19 protein-coding genes and 1 pseudogene are annotated in these 19,862 nt (G+C 67.6%); 10 read left to right on the forward strand and 10 right to left on the reverse strand.

Features of this window, described 5'->3' with window-relative positions; translation table 11 throughout:
* The first annotated feature begins 118 nt into the window (after positions 1-118).
* On the forward strand, positions 119-877 hold the full coding sequence (gene ppgK / locus ON33_RS14370) for a polyphosphate--glucose phosphotransferase (RefSeq protein WP_040859010.1): 759 nt from the start codon (positions 119-121) through the stop codon (positions 875-877).
* Positions 878-1,000: 123 nt separating this feature from the next.
* Positions 1,001-2,470, forward strand: a pseudogene (locus ON33_RS14375) (RNA polymerase sigma factor); the annotation flags it as partial.
* A 143-nt stretch (positions 2,471-2,613) separates the two neighbouring features.
* Here the strand turns inward: ON33_RS14375 and ON33_RS14380 are convergent.
* From ON33_RS14380 to ON33_RS14395, 4 genes are read right to left on the reverse strand one after another with little or no spacing between them, the layout of a single operon-like run.
* Positions 2,614-3,585, reverse strand: a complete 972-nt coding sequence (locus tag ON33_RS14380; RefSeq protein ID WP_040859013.1) for a glycine betaine ABC transporter substrate-binding protein — start codon at positions 3,583-3,585, stop codon at positions 2,614-2,616.
* Positions 3,582-4,334 (reverse strand): ABC transporter permease, encoded by a 753-nt coding sequence (locus ON33_RS14385; RefSeq protein WP_040859015.1) that lies wholly within the window; start codon positions 4,332-4,334, stop codon positions 3,582-3,584. The genes ON33_RS14380 and ON33_RS14385 overlap by 4 nt, the downstream gene beginning before the upstream one ends.
* Positions 4,331-5,566 carry an ABC transporter ATP-binding protein gene (locus ON33_RS14390; RefSeq protein WP_040859017.1) on the reverse strand — a complete coding sequence of 412 codons (1,236 nt, stop codon included), beginning with the start codon at positions 5,564-5,566 and terminating at the stop codon, positions 4,331-4,333. The genes ON33_RS14385 and ON33_RS14390 overlap by 4 nt, the downstream gene beginning before the upstream one ends.
* Positions 5,559-6,209 (reverse strand): ABC transporter permease, encoded by a 651-nt coding sequence (locus tag ON33_RS14395; RefSeq protein WP_040859285.1) that lies wholly within the window; start codon positions 6,207-6,209, stop codon positions 5,559-5,561. Before ON33_RS14395 ends, ON33_RS14390 begins: the two co-directional genes overlap by 8 nt.
* A gap of 667 nt (positions 6,210-6,876) precedes the next feature.
* On the opposite strand from ON33_RS14395, the gene ON33_RS42755 reads away from it, so the two are divergent.
* The 3 genes from ON33_RS42755 to ON33_RS38225 all read left to right on the forward strand — a co-directional run bounded on the left by ON33_RS42755 (position 6,877) and on the right by ON33_RS38225 (position 9,857).
* Positions 6,877-7,536 carry a hypothetical protein gene (locus ON33_RS42755; RefSeq protein WP_218001425.1) on the forward strand — a complete coding sequence of 220 codons (660 nt, stop codon included), beginning with the start codon at positions 6,877-6,879 and terminating at the stop codon, positions 7,534-7,536.
* Between the two features lie 299 nt (positions 7,537-7,835).
* A complete protein-coding gene (locus ON33_RS14405; protein WP_157184533.1) occupies positions 7,836-8,435 on the forward strand; it encodes a chorismate mutase in 600 nt (199 codons plus the stop codon).
* 627 nt (positions 8,436-9,062) lie between these two features.
* On the forward strand, positions 9,063-9,857 hold the full coding sequence (locus ON33_RS38225; protein WP_157184534.1) for a DUF4253 domain-containing protein: 795 nt from the start codon (positions 9,063-9,065) through the stop codon (positions 9,855-9,857).
* Between the two features lie 124 nt (positions 9,858-9,981).
* On the opposite strand, the gene ON33_RS14415 is transcribed toward ON33_RS38225, so the two are convergent.
* The 3 genes from ON33_RS14415 to ON33_RS14425 form a co-directional block, all read right to left on the reverse strand.
* Positions 9,982-10,263: a hypothetical protein gene (locus ON33_RS14415; protein ID WP_040859023.1), complete on the reverse strand. Its 282-nt coding sequence runs from the start codon at positions 10,261-10,263 to the stop codon at positions 9,982-9,984.
* Complete coding sequence (locus ON33_RS14420; RefSeq protein ID WP_040859024.1) at positions 10,260-10,613, reverse strand: VOC family protein; 354 nt, start codon at positions 10,611-10,613, stop codon at positions 10,260-10,262. Before ON33_RS14420 ends, ON33_RS14415 begins: the two co-directional genes overlap by 4 nt.
* A 177-nt stretch (positions 10,614-10,790) precedes the next feature.
* Positions 10,791-11,657 (reverse strand): alpha/beta fold hydrolase, encoded by an 867-nt coding sequence (locus tag ON33_RS14425; protein ID WP_040859026.1) that lies wholly within the window; start codon positions 11,655-11,657, stop codon positions 10,791-10,793.
* 137 nt (positions 11,658-11,794) lie between these two features.
* Here ON33_RS14425 and ON33_RS38230 point away from each other — a divergent pair, with 137 nt between their 5' ends.
* The 4 genes from ON33_RS38230 (at position 11,795) to ON33_RS14445 (ending at position 16,570) form a co-directional block, all read left to right on the forward strand.
* Positions 11,795-12,280, forward strand: a complete 486-nt coding sequence (locus ON33_RS38230; protein ID WP_083868949.1) for a MarR family winged helix-turn-helix transcriptional regulator — start codon at positions 11,795-11,797, stop codon at positions 12,278-12,280.
* 20 nt (positions 12,281-12,300) lie between these two features.
* Positions 12,301-13,599 carry an FAD-dependent oxidoreductase gene (locus ON33_RS14435; protein WP_040859028.1) on the forward strand — a complete coding sequence of 433 codons (1,299 nt, stop codon included), beginning with the start codon at positions 12,301-12,303 and terminating at the stop codon, positions 13,597-13,599.
* A gap of 250 nt (positions 13,600-13,849) precedes the next feature.
* Positions 13,850-14,863, forward strand: a complete 1,014-nt coding sequence (locus tag ON33_RS14440; RefSeq protein ID WP_063710994.1) for an MHYT domain-containing protein — start codon at positions 13,850-13,852, stop codon at positions 14,861-14,863.
* A 126-nt stretch (positions 14,864-14,989) separates the two neighbouring features.
* Positions 14,990-16,570 (forward strand): Na+/H+ antiporter, encoded by a 1,581-nt coding sequence (locus tag ON33_RS14445; RefSeq protein ID WP_040859030.1) that lies wholly within the window; start codon positions 14,990-14,992, stop codon positions 16,568-16,570.
* Between the two features lie 9 nt (positions 16,571-16,579).
* Here the strand turns inward: ON33_RS14445 and ON33_RS14450 are convergent, their stop codons facing one another.
* The gene (locus ON33_RS14450) at positions 16,580-17,176 is read right to left on the reverse strand and encodes a YdcF family protein (RefSeq protein ID WP_051152121.1); all 597 of its coding nucleotides are present in this window, start codon (positions 17,174-17,176) and stop codon (positions 16,580-16,582) included.
* Positions 17,177-17,404: 228 nt separating this feature from the next.
* On the opposite strand from ON33_RS14450, the gene ON33_RS14455 reads away from it, so the two are divergent.
* Positions 17,405-18,286 carry a rhomboid-like protein gene (locus ON33_RS14455; RefSeq protein ID WP_040859032.1) on the forward strand — a complete coding sequence of 294 codons (882 nt, stop codon included), beginning with the start codon at positions 17,405-17,407 and terminating at the stop codon, positions 18,284-18,286.
* Here the strand turns inward: ON33_RS14455 and ON33_RS14460 are convergent.
* Together ON33_RS14460 and ON33_RS14465 are read right to left on the reverse strand one after the other, a co-directional pair.
* Positions 18,185-19,372, reverse strand: coding sequence for a cation:proton antiporter (locus ON33_RS14460; RefSeq protein WP_040859033.1), 1,188 nt, complete (start codon positions 19,370-19,372; stop codon positions 18,185-18,187). The genes ON33_RS14455 and ON33_RS14460 overlap by 102 nt on opposite strands.
* Before the next feature lie 4 nt (positions 19,373-19,376).
* Positions 19,377-19,859, reverse strand: coding sequence for a cation:proton antiporter regulatory subunit (locus tag ON33_RS14465; protein WP_040859034.1), 483 nt, complete (start codon positions 19,857-19,859; stop codon positions 19,377-19,379).
* Positions 19,860-19,862 lie beyond the last annotated feature (3 nt).

Genomic DNA, 19,862 nt, shown 5'->3' on the forward strand with positions numbered 1-19,862 from the left:
GATCCGGCATCCCGCGCATTAGGCTTGTCGTGCACGACACACGGGCGGTGGTCCGCTCGAGCCGTCATCGGCCGGTGGCTGCGACTCGCCGGCATCACTGGAGAACGAGGAGTGGTCCATGTCCGATCCGGGGCGCGCGTTCGGTATCGATATCGGTGGCAGCGGTGTGAAGGGCGCCGAGGTCGATCTCGCGACGGGCGAACTGGTCTACGAGCGCATCAAGATCGCGACGCCGCATCCGGCCACTCCGAACGCGGTCGCCGAGGCGGTCGCCAAACTCGTCGCCCAGTCCGGTTGGCAGGGCCCGGTCGGCATCACCATGCCGAGTGTGGTGCTGCACGGACAGATCCGCACGGCCGCCAATATCGACAAGACCTGGATCGGCATCGACGGCCGGCACCTGTTCTCGGTGGCGCTGGGCGGCCGCGAGGTGACCGTCCTCAACGACGCCGACGCGGCGGGGATGGCCGAGGACCGGTACGGGGCGGCAAAGGATCTCGACGGCTTGGTAATGCTGCTCACCTTCGGCACCGGGATCGGGTCGGCGGTCATGTACAACGGTGTGCTCATGCCCAACAGCGAGCTCGGGCACATCGAGGTCGACGGCCGCGAGGCCGAGCACCGGGCGGCCGCCTCGGTCAAGGATCGGGTCGGCATGACCTACCCGGAGTGGGCGCGGGAGGTCAGCAAGGTGCTGGTTACCTTGGAAAACCTGTTCTGGCCGAACGTGTTCGTGGCGGGTGGCGGCATCAGCCGCGACTACGAGGAGTGGATTCCGTTGCTCTCCAACAGAACCCCCGTGGTGCCCGCCGCGCTGCGCAACACCGCCGGCATCGTCGGAGCAGCCATGGCGGTGTCAGCCGGTATCGCACCGTAAGTAAGCTGGTTCGATCGTTACAATGGAACACATGCCCGGCGGTGAGCCGGAAACCGACACCGGCACGAGAGCCGGTTTACCCCCCGACAGAACCGCTCCGCCGGATCACCACTCTGGCGTGACGCCGCACGAGACCGTCACGAAAGGGCGTACGTGGTAGCCACGAATACCCGAGAGACCGCCGAATCGGCCGAGGCCGCCGACTCAGCAGACACCACTGAAGCACGGCCGGTCAAGAAGGCTGCCGCCAAGAAGGCCCCGGCCAAGAAGGCCGCGGCGAAGAAGGTCGCGGCCAAGAAGACCGCCGCGAAGAAGACCACCAAGGCCGTCGCCAAGAAGGCGGGCACGAAGAAGGCCTCGCCGAAGAAGGCCGCCGAGCCCGGCGCCGAAGGCGCTGAGGCCGACGAGGTCATCGACGACGAGTCGCTGGAGCTCGACGACCTGGGTGACATCGAAATCGACGAGGACGACCTCGACGAGGACGAGGAACTCGTCGACGAGGTCGAAGAGGACGAGGAGGAGGGCGGCGAGGCCGCCGCCGCTCCCGCCGCCGGCGAGGAGTCCGAGGAGTCCGACGAGCCTTCTGAGAAGGACAAGGCGTCCGGCGACTTCGTCTGGGACGAAGAGGAATCCGAGGCGCTGCGCCAGGCCCGCAAGGACGCCGAACTCACCGCTTCCGCCGACTCGGTCCGCGCCTACCTGAAGCAGATCGGTAAGGTCGCGCTGCTCAACGCCGAGGAGGAGGTCGAGCTCGCCAAGCGCATCGAGGCCGGCCTCTACGCGACGGAGAAGCTGCGCGAGTTCGCCGAGAAGGGCGAGAAGCTGCCGGTGCAGTCGCGCCGCGACTTCCAGTGGATCATGCGCGACGGCAACCGCGCCAAGAACCACCTGCTGGAAGCCAACCTGCGACTGGTCGTGTCGCTCGCCAAGCGCTACACCGGCCGCGGCATGGCGTTCCTGGACCTCATCCAGGAGGGCAACCTCGGTCTGATCCGCGCGGTCGAGAAGTTCGACTACACCAAGGGTTACAAGTTCTCGACCTACGCGACGTGGTGGATCCGCCAGGCCATCACCCGCGCTATGGCCGACCAGGCCCGGACCATCCGCATCCCCGTGCACATGGTCGAGGTCATCAACAAGCTGGGCCGCATCCAGCGCGAACTCCTCCAGGATCTGGGCCGCGAGCCCACCCCGGAAGAGCTCGCCAAGGAAATGGACATCACGCCCGAAAAGGTGCTGGAAATCCAGCAGTACGCGCGTGAGCCCATCTCCCTGGACCAGACCATCGGCGACGAGGGCGACTCCCAGCTCGGCGACTTCATCGAAGACTCCGAGGCTGTTGTCGCCGTCGACGCGGTCTCCTTCACCCTGCTGCAAGACCAGCTGCAGTCGGTCCTCGAGACCTTGTCCGAGCGCGAGGCCGGCGTAGTCCGCCTCCGCTTCGGCCTCACCGACGGCCAGCCCCGAACCCTGGACGAAATCGGCCAGGTCTACGGCGTCACCCGCGAACGCATCCGCCAGATCGAGTCCAAGACCATGTCGAAGCTGCGCCACCCCAGCCGCTCGCAGGTCCTGCGCGACTATCTGGACTAGTGATCACCCGAGATCGGGCCGCTGAGCTGCAGCTCAGCGGCCCGATCTCGTATCAAGTCTCGAGCACGACGTCCGAAAGGTGTGTAAGGGCAGCACCGTTCGTCGCGCTCTTCGCGACGCGGCGACGGTGGGTGGGCCGGGGCTCATCGGGCCGTGACGAACCCCTGGGAGACCAGCCAGTCGCGGGCGACGGTTGCGGGTTCGGCGCCTTCGAGGTCGACCTTGCGGTTGAGTTCGGTGATCGTCTCGTTGGTCAGCAACCGTGAGATCGGCTCCATCAGCGTGGCCACCTGGGGGTGGGCGTCGGCGAAGGATTTCCGCATCACCAGTGCCGCATTGTATTTCGGGAAGAATCCGAGATCGTCGTCCAGTATGCGCAAGTCGAGGGCTTTGATGCGGCCGTCGGTGGTGGCGACGGACCCGAACTGGCAGCCGCCGTTGGCGGTGGAGGTGTAGACCAGCGCGTCCTGCATGATCTGCTTGTGCACCTTGCCGGTGTCGATGCCGTACTTGCGGGCCATGCCCGGGAATCCGTCCTGGCGGACACTGAATTCGGTGCCCAGGCAGGTGGGTCCGGTGCCGGGTTCGGTGTTCACGGCGCGCGCGTAGTCGGAGAGCGTCTTCGTTCCGGTCCGCTGTGCGCTCGCCGCATTGGTGACCAGCGCGTAGGTGTTGTTCATCGGGGCGACGTCCGCCCACAGCATGCCGTGCGCGGCCAGGTCGGCGGCGCGGACTGCCTCGAACTGCTTCTGCGCGTCCGGAATCGGCGTCTCGTTGCCCAGATAGTTGATCCAGCCGGTGCCGGTGTAGTCGTAGGCGATGTCGACCTGTCCGTGCAGTTGAGCATCGCGCAGACTGTTGGACCCGGTGATGTTGGTGAGGTCGCGCACTCGAGCGCCCGCCGCGGTGAGCGCGAATTCGATGACATAGCCGAGAATGTTCTGCTCGGTGAAATCCTTGGACCCCACCGTGATCGCCACCCCCTGCAAACCCGGATCCGGCCGGATGCTGCCCGGTCCGACCTGCAACGGCACCGCCCCGCCGGATTCGAGCCCGCATCCCGCCACCAGCATCAGCGCGAGCGCGGCCAGCACCGCTGTCCATCGCCTCCTCATCGCAGACCCCGTGGGCCGAGGAACTGTTCGGCGAGCGCTCCCAGCCAATCCACCAGCAGCGCGAGCGCCACCGCCAGCATCGCACCCACCCACAGCGTCACGTTGTCCCGCAACTTGTATCCGGTATCGATGAGAATTCCCAGCCCACCCGCGCTGACCAGAAACGACAGCGTCGCGGTCCCCACCGCCAGCACCAGCGAAGTCCGCAGACCCGCGAGGATGTACGGCACGGCGAGCGGAAACTCGATGCGCCGCAAGACCATAGCCGCGGACATCCCCTGTCCCCGCCCGGCATCCACCAGCGTCGGATCAACCTGCTGATACCCGAGAATGGTGTTCCGCAACACCGGCAACAACCCGTAGAACGCGATCGGCGCCACCCCGACCCAGAACCCCGTGCGCTGGGTCACCAGGTAGTACAGCACGATGAGCCCGATGGCCGGCGCGGCCGCACCGGTATTGGCGATCCCCACGAAAAGCGGTGCCAGCCTGCGAAATCCGGGCCGGGTGAGCAAGGTCCCCAAGGGAACCGCGAGAGCGACGACGATGACCGCCACCGTCGCCGTGATCACGACGTGCTGTCGGGTGACGGTCACGATATTCGCCGCATTCATACTCGCCTGCTGTGTGGCTGTCAGATCCCGATCGAATGCCCACACCAGCACCGCCACCCCCAGCCCCACCGCCAACACCGGCTGCGCCACCAGCCGAATGAGCTCCGACCGCCGCTCGGTACTCCGCCCCCTCATGGCCGCTCGCCCGATTCCACCGCGCCGGAATCCTCGACCGCATCGGCGGGTTTCGTAGCGCCTCGGCTGCTTTCGGCGCGAGTGGTGGCGAGGTGGGTGACGAGGGTGTCGATCGCGATCAACCCCGCGTATTCGCCGTGATCGCCGGTGACCACCGCGTGGGCGGTGCTCTCGGTGAGCAGCATTTCCAGCGCCTCCTGCAGGGACGAGCGCAGAGCGACCGTGCCGGTGACCGGGTGTCCGGCCTCGCGCAGTGAGGAGGCGTGGGCCAGCTCCGGGGCCGAAACCCAGCGCAGCGGGCGGTGTTCCGCGTCCAGCACGAGGCCCCATTGCCATTCCCGCTCGGCGAGAGCGGTGCGCAGGGGTTGCGTCTCATCGCCTTCGGCGGCCGTCGGGCACTGCCCGAGTTCGACGTCCTCGACGCGGGTGAGCGTGAGCTGTTTGAGCCCGGCGTCCGCTCCGACGAATCCGGCGACAGTGTCGTCGGCGGGTGCGGCCAGGACTGCGGCCGGGGTGTCGTATTGCAGCAGTCGGGAGCCGTTGCCCAGCACCGCGATTCGATCGCCGAGTTTGACGGCTTCGTTGAAATCGTGGGTGACGAAGACGATCGTCTTGTGCAGTTCGGCCTGCAGGCGCAGCAGTTCGTCCTGGAGCAGCCCGCGGGTGATCGGGTCGACCGCGCCGAACGGCTCGTCCATCAGCAGGACCGGCGGGTCCGCGGCGAGTGCGCGTGCGACGCCGACGCGCTGCTGCTGACCGCCCGACAGCTGGCGGGGGTAGCGGCGGCGGAAGGTGCCCGGATCCAGGCCGACCAGGTCGAGCATCTCGTCGACGCGGGCGTCGATCTTCGCGCGATTCCAGCCGAGCAGCGCGGGCACCGTGGCCACGTTGCGCGCCACCGTCTGATGCGGGAACAGCCCGGCCTGCTGGATCGAGTACCCGATCTGTCTGCGCAGCTGGTCCGGATCCTGACGACCGATATCACGTCCGTCGATGGTGATGGTGCCCGAACTCGGCTCGATGAGCCGGTTGATCATGCGCATGATGGTGGTCTTGCCACACCCCGACGGGCCGACGAAAACCACGATCTCCCCGGCCGGAATGGTGATCGAGAATTCGTCGACCGCCGGATCCTGTTGCCCCGGATAGCGTTTGGTGACCGCGTCGAGCACGATCCGCGCGCCACGTGGCGTGTACGCGAAATCGTGTGCCGCAGTGACGGTTTCAGTCACGAATCCCCCTCGGGGTGGTGAGCCGGCCGACACCGGCCAGGAGGGCGTCGAGCAGCAAGGCCAGCACGATGATCAGCACCGTGCCGGTGAGGGCCTGCGGTACCGCGGTCGGGCTGCCCAGCCGGGCCAGCCCGGAGAAGATCAGGTTCCCCAGGCCGGGCCCCTTCGCGTAGGCGGCCATGGCCAGGATTCCCATGATCATCTGGGTGCTGACCCGCATCCCCGTCAGGATCGACGGCCATGCCAGCGGCAGTTCGATGCCGACCAGTACCCGCAGCCGGTTCATCCCGACCCCGCGCGCCGCGTCCGACACCGCCGGATCCACCCCGCCCAGCCCGATGATCGTATTGCGCAGGATCGGCAGCAGCGCGTACAGCACCAGCGCGACCACGGTCGGCCGCACGCCCAGCCCCAGCACCGGAATCAGCAAGCCCAGCAACGCGAACGACGGCACGGTGAGAATGATGCTGGCCAGCGCGGTCGCCAGCGCCGACCCCCACGGGCTGCGGTGCACCGCGATCCCGATCAGCACCGCCAACGCCGTCGCGATCAGCATCGACTGCACCACCGCGGATACATGCAGGTACGAGTCGGTGAGCAGTTGCCTGCGATGATCGACGACGAAATTCCAGAGCGTGCTCAGAAGCCCCCTCCTGCCTAGGAGTTCACCGTCCAGTGTATTGACACGAACCCCGCCTCGAGCCTTTTCCACTGTCGGCGCGCAACTTCCGACTGCACGGCTGCTCACCGGAGGGCGGTATCGTCCTCATCCGAAGCAGCATCTGCTGACGAGCACAGCGTCCAGCCTGCGTCGATCGGCGTTCCCGCTTGCCACGCCAACCGCTCGAACAGCGCGATCAGCGACGTCAGCAGACGCCCGGTGGACGGCTGCCGGGGCGGGGCAATCTGACATCATGACTCGTGTGAAGGAGCATGTCGCTATCAGACTGCCATCCGACAGTGGTCCTGCGGATGGCGTAACGCGGATTGTCGAGGGCCGGCTCTTCGACTGTCCGCATGGTCTTGTGGTGGCGGCTGATTGCCTCGGCCGGTCCTACCCGACCGTGATCGGTGGTCAACCACTGACGATCACGGTGCCGTCGCTACCCGACGACCCAGCTATCGCTCTTCCGACGCTTGTGGGCCCTGAGTACCACTATGAATACCCGCCGTCCGACGTCGCAGTGGAACGGGCTCGCTGGGGGCATGTTGTCCCGGCACGCAAAGGTAGACCACTGAGCGCTCTGATCGAATCGTTGTACTACAGGTTCACAACCGCCGGATCCGACAATGATGTGTCGGGTGTATGCGTGAGGATCGAAGACGATCTTGCTGATTGGTGGGGACGGGTGTCGATGTGGCTCGACACCTACACCGAACTGAACCTCCTCGGGCATGGGCGTCGGGAAGGCATCATTCTCGGACATCATTACGTCGCCTATGCGCGTCACGACGATGGCACTGTCCGACCAGTGAACTGGACCAGCAAAGGGTCCACCGCGCTGCCGAAGCCGGTCAGGGTGCCGTCCTCGGACATCTTGGCTCGATCCTTCCACCTCGCCGGGGCCGGAGCGGTGCTGCCGCCGGAATGGCAGTACCTTCGCGACGCGCGTTCCTGGTTGAAGTCTCGCCAAACCCGACGTGCTGTCATCGATGGCTGCACTGCCGCGGAGATCGCGCTCACCAATCAGGTACACACGCTTCTCGCTGACACCGACGAATTGGTGAGGGAAGAACTCCTGCTGCACTGCAATGGAATAGCCGACGTAGCAAAATTGGTCCGCAGGTTCGGGGGCTCGACGGCTTCCCGAAAGAAGATCGAGGAGAAGCTCGGGAAGGTCCGTGACCGCGCCGCGCACGCGGGTGAGGAACCTCCGCTCGACCAGGCGAACGAGGCTCTCGAGATAGCCCACGAGGTAGTCGACTGTGCTCGGCCCCTGGCCACTCTGCACGAACAGACCCGAGAGTAGGGGCGCGGTGACCCACGCGTTTGGGCTTGGGCGACGTGGCAGCGGGCGATGCGAATGTGCCTTTGTCGCGTGCGGAGGGGTCATTGCCACCCCCCGGCGGTGGCCGCCGAGCCGCGCGAAGCGCTGTCGCACGCCGTGAGTGAACCGATCACAGCCGGCGCGAGCGCATTGGGCGGCCCCGCCAGGAGCCATGTCGACCTCGATCGATGGCATTCCATGCCCCCGTTCGGTTTCCGCACAATCTGCGGATCGCTGCGCGTCCGGGGTACTCGCTGGATCGGGGCGGTAGGGTTCGCACCGTGGAAGCGACGGCATCGATGAGAAGCCTGGCGGTTGCGGCGGCAACGGCGGTGATGTTGGCCGTGGGGCAGTTCGGAGTGGCTGCGGCACAAGCCGATTCGGGATCCGTCGATCGGCTGGTGGAGTTACTGGCCGAGCGAATCGCTACTGCGGATACCGTCGCCGCGGTCAAGTGGGAGGGGGCGGCGCGGGGCGGGGGTGAGCCGGTGATCGACGATCCGGTTCGGGAGCAGGCGATCTACGATGCGATGGGTCAGTTGGGGGCGGAGCGGAATTTGCCCGCACAGCTGGTTCGGCAGGTGTTCCAAGGTCAGATCGAGGCCAGCAAGATCGTTCAACGCGGGTTGGTGACCGAGTGGCGCTACGGGCTGGCGTCAGCCCCGGTACCCGCGACGGATCTGTCCGGCATACGGCCGGCGATCGACGGCCTCAACGTGGCGATCATCGACGAATTGAGTAGCGAGCGAATCGAATTGACGCGCTCCGACTGCCCAGCGCTGGTCGCCGCCGCAGTGCTCGGTGTCGCCGGAAGCAACCATCTCGACGCGCTCCACTCGGCAGCCCTCGTCCGCGCGTCGACACCCTTGTGCACGAGCTGACGTTCGCCGATGTCGGACTGGATCGTGGAACGTCGTACGTGGCTGCGGCCGGTGCCGGCGGTGGGGCGGTCGAGGGCATCCGGCGGGAAGCACCGTTCCAGCACCTCCAGCATGATCACCGAGGCGGGTCGGACGAAACTCCTCGAGTGGCGGTCGCACGAGGACGGCTCCGAGCGTGTCCTGGCCGAGCATCACGCGGTGCCGCGGCTGGTCCGCATGCCAGGGCTACCACACCCTGTTCCGACATCCTTCTCCTACAGCGTCACTCGCGGCTTTCGCGTACGGCGAGGAATCGGTCGAGTAGATCGAACAGCGCCTCGGGCGTGCGGACCTGCTGCTCGTCTGTGAGGGAGTCGATGCCCTCCCGGTCTGACAGCGCTGACCCGGGCGGGAGGGTGGGCCCGCAAGATCTGTGGCATACGCTGGGGCCGGATGGGGAGGGGATGGATTATGTCCGGGGCGACTGGTGGGGATGACACGGCTGGGCGGCTGCGAGAGGTGTGGCGGCAGGTCGAGGGGGTGGAGAAGAGTAGTGCTGATATTGCTGAGCGGGCTCGGGCTCTTCGGACGGCGAAAAGTGCACGGCGCTCGTTGAGTTCGCAGCCGGAGTCGAGTGAGGTCCGGGGGGTGCTCGGGGGTGAGTCGGCATCGATTACGGGTGCGGTGCTCGCGCGCGATGACGATCCGGTGAGTGCGCTGGGTGAGTTTGGTGTGCGGGTGCCGGGGATGTCGGTACGGCTGCGGACTGTGCTCGGCACGTCGGTGTGGGCTGGGTCTGTCGACGGGGCGCAGTCGGGGGCGGAGTTGTGGGCGGCGGTTCGCGATTGCTATCCGCGGACCGGGTGGTGGCCGGTGCTGATGGAAGCGGGAGTATGGGATCGGGTCGAATCTGTTGCGGCCATGCCGAATACGGAGCTCGACCGTGCTGACTGGTTGAGTGCGGAGTGGGATCGGCGGACACGGGATCGGGTTGCGCGCGACGACGAGCCAACGTTGGGGGTCACTACCTCGACGCCCGAAGGATTCCAGCCGCTCGATGACCGGTGGCAGGAGCAATGGGCCATCGCCGCGCGGGGTGGGCGCCGCTCCCACGGTGAGATCGCCCTGATCGCGGCTCCCAATCCGTGGCTGGTCCCTGCCTTGCTGGGGTGGACGGGTGCCATCAACTTTCAGATCGGTGGCCGTGAACACGCCGCGGTTCTGCGGCTCTGGGCCACGCAATGGGGCGCGGAGCCCTTGGCATTCGGGTCGGATCGGATGCGTCTGCGGGTGCTGCGGCCGCCACGGAGTCTGGCCGATGCTTCGACACTCGCATTGCAGGGATGGCTCTACTGCCCCGATACGTTCGAAGGCGGGCAATACGGCGAGATCCCCATCGCCCGCAGCGCGACTTCCTCACTGCTGTCGTGCTGGTGGGACTGACCCGTCTCCCGTCGGCAGGGAAACGGTTCGGCGAGGCCGTGTTCTGAATCCCATTGCTCTGCACCGTGATACGCGATGGCCGCAGCTTTGTTCGGAGCTTCAACGCTGTCATGCCGGCCGGACGCTAGCCGAGGCGGCGGCGGAGTTCGGGTTGGTAGTCGTCGAAGGCGGCGGCGACCTCGTCCAGATAGACCAGTTGGGGGAAGTCGATGATCGGCTGGTGGTCGGCCAGGAAGGCGGCGGTCAATTCTACGATGCGCCCCTCGTCCGCGGCGGCGAAGCCGAGTTCGGCGAGGACGTCCGGGGCGACTATGAATTCGGATTCGGCGGAGTCGGCGCCGTCGTCGACCTGGACTCGGTATTCGTGGTCGACGACGGGTTCGACGGTAATGCGGGGGTTGGTCATCGAGACAGGGGACTGTAGAAGACCAGGCCATTGCCCTTGTTGTCGTAGACGACGGCGCGGCGTTCGTGGGCGTCGTCGTAGGGGCCCTTCACGATGCCGCCGCCGCTGGCCTCGATGGCCTTCGCGGCGGCGTCGACGTCGGCGGTTTTGATGCCTACGACCACCTGGCCGTGGATGGGGTGGTCGACAGCGGTGGCGAGGGCGAGGGTGATGGGGCCGCCGTCGAGGGCGGCGAAGTGGGCGCCGTCGCGGAACTTCAGGGGCATGCCCAGGGTCTCGGTGTAGAAGGCGATGGATTCATCGAGGTTGTCGGTGGACAGGATGATCATCTTGACTTCGTGGTCGCTCATTGCTGCCTCCTGTGGCCGGGTGGTTCCGCACCCGGAATGCACGGTTTCGTTCGCCCACCATGATGGCCGCTCCCCGCGGCCGGGGAGCGCGAACGACACACCCGGCGTCCACTTACCGGGCATGCAACGAGGAGGAGACCCGAGTCGGGCCCACGCTCCGGGCCAGACCCGTCCGCGTCAGGCAGAGGCCGCGCGAGCCATGATGACCGCGGCCAGTTCCGCGGGCCGTTCCTCGGGGATCCAGTGGGTGGCGTCGAGCGCTTCGCGGGCGAAGGGCCCTTGGACGTAGCGCGCCGTCAGGGTGGCGTTCTGATCGACGATGTAGAGGTCCCGGGTGCTGGATACATGCGTCGTCGGAGCGGTCACCTTGCGCCACGCGCGGCTCGGATCGATGATCATCATCGCGCGATACCAGTTGATCGCGTACGGAAGCGCCCCGGTCTCGATCACCTCCCGGGTCACGCGATCGAACTGCTCCTCGTCCATGCCCGACATGGCGAGGACACGGCCGCGCAGCTCGGAGCGGGCCGGGGAATTCAGGGCACGGAAGACCTTGGAGAGCACCAACTCCGGCAACCACGGAATCTGGAACAGCACCATGTAGGGAGTCCGGAGCAGCTGCGTGGTGGCGACCATGGTGCGGGCGAACGCCATCGGGTGGGGCACCGACACCGAAGTCAGCGTGCGCACCAGATCGGGCCGCGCCGCGGCGGTCGACCAGGCGACGGCGGAGCCCCAGTCGTGCCCGACCAGATGAACCGGCTCTCCCCCGAGCGCCTCGATCAACGCCACCGTGTCGCCGATCAGCAGGCTCATGCGGTACGCGAGCCGCCCGCGCCGCCGCGCCCCGGGCGAATAGCCGCGCTGGGTGGGAGCGATTGTGCGGTAACCGTGTTCGTGAAGATAGGGCGTCAGCCTGGACCATTCCGAGGCCGTCTGCGGGAATCCGTGCAGTAGCACCACCGGGATCCCGTCGAGCGGCCCGTCGTCGATCACGTCGAACGTCAGGCCGTCATTGCTGAAACTCGTGAGCCGCGTATCCATATGTCCCCCTTGGCTTCCAGTGCCACTCCGCTCGACCGCACGCTACGGGCCTTCGCCGCCTCACCGCTAGAGGCGGGCCTATGTCCGTTTCCCGCCACACTCTTTTGTTTCACGGAATCAACTTTTATATTTGATTCATGGAAGCAAATAAAGAACAGGTGTCGCGACTGGCCCGCAGCACCGCACGGTTCGCGGAAGCCATGCGGCAGGGCACTTCTCGCGCCTACGACCCCGTCCGGGTCGGCGTACTGCAGTGCGCGGTCGAGTCCGGGCCGTTGCGGGCCGGCGAGATCGCCGAATGCCTCGACGCTCTGCCGTCTTCCATCACCCGGCATATTCAGGCACTGATCGACTCCGGGCTGATCAGCACCTCCCCCGATCCCGCGGATCGGCGCGCGGTGCTGGTCGAGGCGACCGAGGCGGGGCGGGCCGAGCTCGCGCAGTTCCTGGAGATCGGCGACCAGGTGTTCGGCGAGGTGATCGCCGACTGGTCCGCCGAGGATGTCGACACTCTCACCCGGCTGCTCGATCGCATGATCGAGGCGTGGGCCGCAGCGGGAGCGCACCACCAGCAGCGGGCGAACCGCAAACGCCCGAGCCGATTCGGCTGGAGCCGGATCTGACCTCAGGAGAGGACGACGCCATGGCCACCAACACACCCCTGCACGTGATCATCGCCGGCGGCGGCATCGGCGGGCTCGCGCTCGCCAACGGCCTGCGCCGAGCCGGCGTGAGCGTCAGCGTGCACGAACGCGAAACCCAGCGCACCGACCGGCTGCAGGGTTTCCGCATCCACATCAACCCGCACGGCAGCAACGCCCTGGCCGAACTGCTCTCGCCGGAGCTGTATTCGACGTTCCTCGCGTGCGCGGGCAAGGGCGCCAACGGGTTCGGTTTCGTCACGGAACAATTGCGCGAGCTGCTGCAGATCGACCCGGAGGAGGGTGCGCACACCACCGGCGGGCACTACGGCATCAGCCGGATCACCCTGCGACAGCTGCTACTCGCCGACCTGGGCGACGTCGTCCGCTACGGCAGCATGTTCGACCGCTATGACCGCCTGCCCGACGGCCGGGTCCTGGCTTGTTTCACCAACGGCGACTCCGAGATCGGCGATGTCCTGGTCGGCGCGGACGGCGGCACCTCCCGGGTGCGGGCACAATACCTGCCGCAGGCCGAGCGGGTGGACACCGGAATCGTCACCATCGCAGGCAAATACGGCCTGACCGAGAAATCACGGGCCCGTCTGGACGCCCGGCTGCTGCGCAATCCGCTCAGCGTCATCCCGCCCAGCGGCTGCGGAATGTTCCTCGCCCCACACGAATTCGACATCCCCGCCGGCGCCGAGGCCCTGACCGGCAACCAGCCCGGCCTGGAGCCCGGACTGCTGCTCGACAACACCCGGCCGTACGTTTTCTGGGCCTTCGGCGCCAAACGCGAACGCTACGGCACCGACCTGGAGGCGCTTCCGGCCGCCGGCCTGCACGCGCTGGCGGTGCGCATGACCACGGGCTGGGCACCCGAATTACGCGCGCTGGTCATCGATTCCGATCCGGAGACCGCGACCCTGCTGCCGATCAAGACCTCGGTCCCGATCCCGGCCTGGCCGACCACGAACGTCACACTGCTCGGCGATGCCGTGCACAGCATGACCCCTTTCGCCGGTATCGGCGCGAACACCGCACTGCGCGACGCCCGGGGCCTGTGCCGCGCATTGGTGGCCGCCGAACGCCGTGAGCACGGACTGCTCGAGGGCATCCGCCGATACGAGACGGACATGATCGACTACGGCTTCGCGGCGGTGCGGGCCTCGCTCACCGCCGCCAACCAATCGGTGTCCGACAGCCGGTTCGCGCGCAGTGCGGGCAAACTCTTCTTCCGGACCGCCAACTCGGTGCCTGCCATGAAGCGAAAGATGTTCGCCGACTTGGGTGCCGAGTGATAGCTGCCTCACATGTGTTACCTGCGTAACGAGCGGCTGACACATGCGGAATGCAATCTCTGAATGTCGAAACTCCAACGCGGGCATGACATTCAGAAGGCTCGCAGATTGCTGACGCGGTGGAAACATCCCATCCGGAAGTAAATCGAATGAAACCATTCCCTTTCAATTTCCCAATTCGAACCTTGCCCGGTAGATTGCCGTCGTCGCGTCTGCGATGCGAAACCCCTGTTCTGGCAATGGAGTTCGAGTGCTGGAAATTCACCACTTCAGCTACGGTTGGATCACACCCGTGCTGGCCTACATCATGTCCGTCACCGGATCCCTACTCGGTCTGCGGTGCACGGCACGCGCCCGGTCAGGGGACGGACGCAGCGGATGGCTCATCTCGGCGGCCGTCGCCATCGGCGGCACCGGCATCTGGGTCATGCACTTCGTCGCCATGCTGGGCTTCACCATCCGCGGCGCGGTGATCAAGTACAACGTGCCGCTCACCCTGCTCAGCGCCATCATCTCGGTCACCGTGGTGTGGCTCGGGCTGTTCGTGGTGGCCCGCGAGCCCTTCGGACGCTTGTCGCTGTTCGCGGGCGGCGCGGTTACCGGGCTCGGCGTCGGCGCCATGCACTACTCGGGCATGTACGCGATGCGGTCCGACGCGATGATCAACTACAACCCGGGCATCGTCACGCTGTCCATGGTGATCGCGGTGGTCGCGGCCACCGCGGCACTGTGGTTCACGCTGGTCATCAAGGGTATCTGGGCCACCATCGGCGCGGCCCTGATCATGGGCGTCGCGGTCTGCGGCATGCACTACACCGGCATGGCGTCGATGAGCGCCCACCACATGAACAATCCGGCCACCCCGCACGGCGCGGGCGCGATGGAACTGCTGGCCCCGCTGATGATCAGCGTCAGCATGGTGACCCTGATCCTGCTCATCCACGTCGGCCTCACCGAGGTGGACGAGCGCGCCATGATGCCCGAACCCGTCGTGCCGGAACCCGCACCGGGCGTGAGCTGGTCGCTGCGGGCAGCCTCCGCGGTGGCCGACACGCGCAGCTCGGGCCAGGACGAACCCGGCCCCAAGGACTACCGGACCGCGGGCCTGTACGCACCGGCCCCCGACTACCAGGCCCCCGGCCGCCACGAGATGTCCACGTCCGGCGACTGGCGCTCGGACCAGTACTACCCGGCCGCCGCCGGCCCGGTGGCGCGCCCCGACCGGAATCCGGTTCCGCCACAGCGCAGTTCCCGCTATTCATAGCGGCACCCGCCCGAATGTGGGCCGGCTCCACTCCGGACCGGGCGGGCTGAGAATTACCGGCCCGGTTCACTGAGAATCCGCGCCCGATGATCGACTTTCGGGCACTTCGGCAGCAAACTGACTGCCGTGGAGCACCACCAGCTGGAGTTGATCTTCGCGGTCCTGTTCGCGACCATCCTGGCCCAGCCGCTCGGACGGCGACTGGGCCAGGCTCCGGCGGTACTCATGACCGCCTTCGGCGTGGTACTGGCCCTGATTCCGCAGGTGCCCAATATCGAGATCGACCCCGAACTGATCCTCCCGCTGGTGCTGCCGCCGCTGCTGTACGCCGCCGCGCGGCGCACCTCGTGGCGGCAGTTCGCCGAGAACTGGATGGCCATCAGCCTGCGGGCGGTGGTGCTGGTCATCGTGACCACGGTGGCCGTGGCCTGGGCTTTTCACCTCTGGTATCCGGCCGTGCCGATCGGCGCGGCGGTCGCGCTGGGAGCCCTGGTCGCGCCGCCGGATCCGGTGGCGGTCTCGGCGCTCGCGGGCAGGCTGGGCCTGCCCCGGCGCCTGGTCGCGCTGCTCGAGGGTGAGGGCCTGTTCAACGACGTGACCGCGATCGTCCTCTACACAGCCGCGATCCAGGCGGTCGTGACCGGTTCCTTCTCGGCCTGGGGCGCCTTCGGCGATTTCCTGGTGTCGGCGCTGGTCGGGGCGGTGGTCGGGCTGCTGCTCGGCTGGGCCGGAAGCAAACTCATGCAGCGGCTCGACGAGGCACCCTGGCGAGTGGCACTGGGCCTGCTGCTGCCGTTCGCGGCCTACGGGCTCTCGGAATCGCGGGGCGGGTCGGCGGTGCTGGCGGTGCTGGTGTGCTCGATGTATCTCACCGACGCCGCCACCGATTTCAGCGACAGCGACTACCGGCTGGTGGGCGACTCCTTCTGGGAGATAACCGAAATGCTGGTCACCGGTTTCGCTTTCGGTCTGATCGGACTGGAGCTGAGCACGGTGCTGCGCGATGCCGGACCCGATTGGCCGCGCTTCATCGGCGGGGCGGTGGTCGTCATCGCGGTGGTCGTGGGACTGCGGCTGATCTGGCTGCTCACCACGACCGCGATCTTCAAATCCTGGTGGCGCACCCGCGACAAGGACGAGCCCTACACCTGGCGCGAGACCGTGGTCACCTGGTGGGCCGGAATGCGCGGCGTCGCGACGGTCGCGCTGGCACTGGCCGTGCCGTTCAGCACCGACAGCGGAAAACCCTTCCCGGGCCGCACCGAAATCCTGTTCACCGCCATCACGGTGGTCCTGTTCACGCTGCTGCTGCAGGGCCCGACCCTGCCCGCCGTGGTGTCGGCGACGGGCGTGCACGCCGACACCGGCGCCGAACGCGCCTTCGAACGCCAGCTCTGGACCCGGGTACTGGACGCCGAACTGGCCCGGCTCGAGGAGATCTCGGACACCGAACACCTGCCCGAGGAGGTCTACGACCGGCTGCGCCTGGGCTTCGAACGCCGTCTGGCCCAAGCGGATCCGGAAGCCGCCGCAGGCAATGCGCGGATGCACACCGATCGGACCCTGGCCTACACCGCGAAGATGCGGACCATCACCAATGACGTACTGGAGGCCGGCCGGGCCGAGGCCCTCGCCGCCCGCCGCGAGCCCGGCGTCCCGCCCGACGTGGTGGACCGGGTCATGCGCCGTCTGGATCTGCGGCTCTGATCGGCGGCGCTATCCGGCCCGGCCGAGCCGCACCAGCACGGCGACGAATTCCCGCGCGAAGGACTTGCGGGTGAGCAGGCGGGAGGTGCGCGCGCCGGTGACCTGGGCGCGCAACCCGAGCCGCCGGGCCAGGCCGGCCGTACGCAGTACGTGAAAGTCGCTGGTGACCAAGGTGATTCGCACCGCGTCCGGATCGAGACCACGCTCGCGCAACTCGACGAGGGTGAAGCGCAGATTCTCCTCGGTATTGCGCGACCGGTGCTCCCGGATGATGCGGTCGGCCGGAATGCCTTGCGCCAGCAGATAATCCGCCATCGCCTCGGCTTCGGCCACGGATTCGCGCCCGCTCTGCCCGCCGGAGACCACCACCAGTGGTGCGCGGCCCCGGTCCTGCTCGGCCCGCACCACGTCGAGGGCCCGGTCGAGCCGCCGGGCCAGCATCGGGGCGACCCGATCGTGGCGCAGCCGGCAGCCGAGGACCACCACGACCTGCGTGCCCGGGTGCGGGGACAGCCGGGCGCGGCCGACCGTATAGCCGGTGAAGCCGACGAACGGCACCAGGATCGCGGTCCCGGCCAGCACCGGAATCACTCGCCGCAGTCTCATTCCGTCTGCACCTCCTGCCCCGCGCCGATTCCGGCGCCGTCCGAGCGGCCTGCCACACCGGGTGAACAGTACTTCGCCGCTGTCCGCGACGCGGGCGGGCGGCCCGCACCGCCGCGTGTTTCGCCGGAAATCCGCTAGGTGGTTCGCGCGGTGCCGGTGGCATGGTCGCCATGGCGTTCGCCGCGCGATGCACCGGGTGGCCCGTGCCCCTCGGGCTACCATGGCGCCATGGCAGGCACCTATCAGCCGCCCTGGCTGCGCACCGTCGATCTGCGCGAGGAGGTCCGCAGTATCGACGACTGGTGGCGGCAGCCGCAGCGGCTGCGGCGCGCGATCCAGGCCTATCGGGATCTCCTGTCCGTCACCCCGGCGTGCATCGCCTACGCGTTCACCCTGTTCATCACCTGGTGGACGTTGCGCGGGGCCAGCGACATCGTGGGCCGGCGGCTGATCTTCTCCGCCTCCACGAATCTGCGCAATATGCAGAAGGATCCGATCCAGGTGCTGGTGGCCTCCGCGTTCTGGACCGACGGCGGCTTCCCGTGGGCCGACATTCTCATCCTGGTCACCTTGATGGCGCTGGCCGAGCGGTGGCTGGGGTCGCTGCGCTGGATCCTGGTGGTGGCCATCGGTCATGTCGGCGCCACCGTGATCACGGTGATCGGCATCGCCCACAAGCTGGACAAGCAGCTGATCCCGACCCGGGTGGCGTTCGCCTCGGATGTCGGCCCGAGCTACGGCATCTCGGCGATGATGGCCACGCTGGCCTTCCGGCTGCGCGGCCCGGCCCGCTGGGTATGGGCGCTGTCCATGCTGGTCTATTACGCGTACGGCGTCTGGCACGGCCGCACCTTCACCGACTACGGCCATTTCTTCGCGCTGCTCATCGGTTTCACGGTGGGCGCGGTCGCGGTGGCGCTCTCGCACCGCCTGGTCGCGGTGCGAAAGCGCAAGGCTACGGCGAAGGTGGTCCGGGTGGCCGCGAATCCGGCCGGGGCCAACGGGAATTCAGCCGGGGACGGGGTCGATGCGGCCGCGGTCACGCTGGACGAGCCGGATGGCCGGCTCGACGAGGCGCGCCGCGATCGGGCCGAGCACGGCCATCATTAGCACGTAGGCCGAGGCCAGCGCGGCCAGCCGACCGCTCACGCCGCCCAGCGAAACCGCCAGTCCGGCAATGACGATGGAGAATTCGCCGTGCGCCACCAGCGCCGCGCCCGCGCGTGCCCGGCCCATGCGACGGATGCCCTGCCGCGACGCCGCCCACCAGCCGGTGGCGAGCTTGGTCAGGGTGGTCACCACCGCCAGCAGTACCGCCCAGCCCAGCACCGGCGGGATGGCTCGCGGGTCGGTGCTGAGCCCGAAGGCCACGAAGAAGATGGCCGCGAACAGATCCCGGATCGGTTCGAGGAGTTTCGCCGCCTCCTGCGCGGTGGATCCGGAGATGGCGATGCCGAGCAGGAACGCGCCGACCGCCGCCGACACCTTCAGCGCCGAGGCGGCGCCCGCCACCAGCAGGGCCGCGCCCAGCAGCTCGAGCAGGAACACTTCCCGGTCGTTGCTGTCCACGATGGCCGACACGTACCGGCCGTAGCGCAGCGCCACGATGAGCACCACGGTGATCGCCACCAGCGCGGTGGCCAGCGAGCGCAGTCCGTTGGCGAAACTCAGCCCGGCCAGCATCATGGTGAGGATCGGCAGGTACACCGCCATGGCCAGATCCTCGAACACCAGGATGGACAGCACCACCGGCGTCTCGCGGTTGCCGAGGCGGCCCAGGTCGTTGAGCACCTTGGCGACGATGCCGGAGGACGAGATGTAGGTGACGCCGCCCATGGTGACCGCGCCGGTCGGGCCCCAGCCCAGGATCAGCGCCACCACCACGCCCGGCGTGGCATTGGCGACGATGTCGAGCAGGCCCGCCAGCCAGGACCGCCGCAGTCCGGTCACCAGTTCGGCGGCGGTGTACTCCAATCCGAGCAGCAGGAGCAGCAGCACCACGCCGATCTCGCCGGCCAGGTGCCCGAATTCGGTGGCGGCGCGCATCTTGATGATGCCGCCCTCACCGAAGGCCAGGCCGCCCAGCAGATAGAAGGGAATCGGCGACATGCCGAAGCGGGCGGCCAGCCGCCCCAGCATGCCGAGCGCGAACAAGATCGCGCCGAGTTCGAACAGGGCTAGACCGGTCGAATCCACTGCTTCAGCCGTCGGCCAGAATGCGAGCGGCCGCGTCGAGCCCGTGCGGCGTGCCGACGACGACGAGCACGTCACCGGAGTCGAGCACTTGATCGGGTCCGGGTGAGGGGTGCAGTTGCCCTGCCCGCATGATGGCCACGATGGAGGCCTTGGTCCGGGTCCGCATGGCGGTCTCGCCGAGCATGCGTCCCCGGTATGGCGAATTGCCGCCGATTGTCAGCTGTCTGGTGGTGATCCCGGGTAGGTCCGAGTGTTCTTCCTTCAGCTGCTGCACCAGCTGCGGCGCGCCCAGCAGATTCGCCAGGACCGCTGCCTCGTCGGTCGTCAGCGGCACCTGGGCCTGGCACGCGTCCGGGTCGTCCCGCTGCGACACGATGAGATCGATGCCGCCGTCCCGGTGCGCCACCACTCCGATCCGCCGCCCCGATCTGACCTCGAAATCCTTCCGCACACCGATACCGGGCAGCGCAGTCACATCGACGTTCACGCC

The sequence above is a fragment of the Nocardia niigatensis NBRC 100131 genome, from assembly GCF_000308655.1.
In the GTDB taxonomy this organism is placed as follows: Bacteria; Actinomycetota; Actinomycetes; order Mycobacteriales; family Mycobacteriaceae; genus Nocardia; species Nocardia niigatensis.

Excerpts from the sequence above, each read along its gene's own strand:
- ON33_RS14420 (WP_040859024.1), bottom strand. The coding sequence starts at position 10,613 with ATGAGCGACCACGAAGTCAAGATGATCATCCTGTCCACCGACAACCTC.
- ON33_RS14455 (WP_040859032.1), top strand. The coding sequence starts at position 17,405 with ATGGCAGGCACCTATCAGCCGCCCTGGCTGCGCACCGTCGATCTGCGC.
- ON33_RS14415 (WP_040859023.1), bottom strand. The coding sequence starts at position 10,263 with ATGACCAACCCCCGCATTACCGTCGAACCCGTCGTCGACCACGAATAC.
- ON33_RS14380 (WP_040859013.1), bottom strand. The coding sequence starts at position 3,585 with ATGAGGAGGCGATGGACAGCGGTGCTGGCCGCGCTCGCGCTGATGCTG.
- ppgK (WP_040859010.1), top strand. The coding sequence starts at position 119 with ATGTCCGATCCGGGGCGCGCGTTCGGTATCGATATCGGTGGCAGCGGT.
- ON33_RS38230 (WP_083868949.1), top strand. The coding sequence starts at position 11,795 with ATGGAAGCAAATAAAGAACAGGTGTCGCGACTGGCCCGCAGCACCGCA.
- ON33_RS14425 (WP_040859026.1), bottom strand. The coding sequence starts at position 11,657 with ATGGATACGCGGCTCACGAGTTTCAGCAATGACGGCCTGACGTTCGAC.
- ON33_RS14450 (WP_051152121.1), bottom strand. The coding sequence starts at position 17,176 with ATGAGACTGCGGCGAGTGATTCCGGTGCTGGCCGGGACCGCGATCCTG.
- ON33_RS14385 (WP_040859015.1), bottom strand. The coding sequence starts at position 4,334 with ATGAGGGGGCGGAGTACCGAGCGGCGGTCGGAGCTCATTCGGCTGGTG.
- ON33_RS14435 (WP_040859028.1), top strand. The coding sequence starts at position 12,301 with ATGGCCACCAACACACCCCTGCACGTGATCATCGCCGGCGGCGGCATC.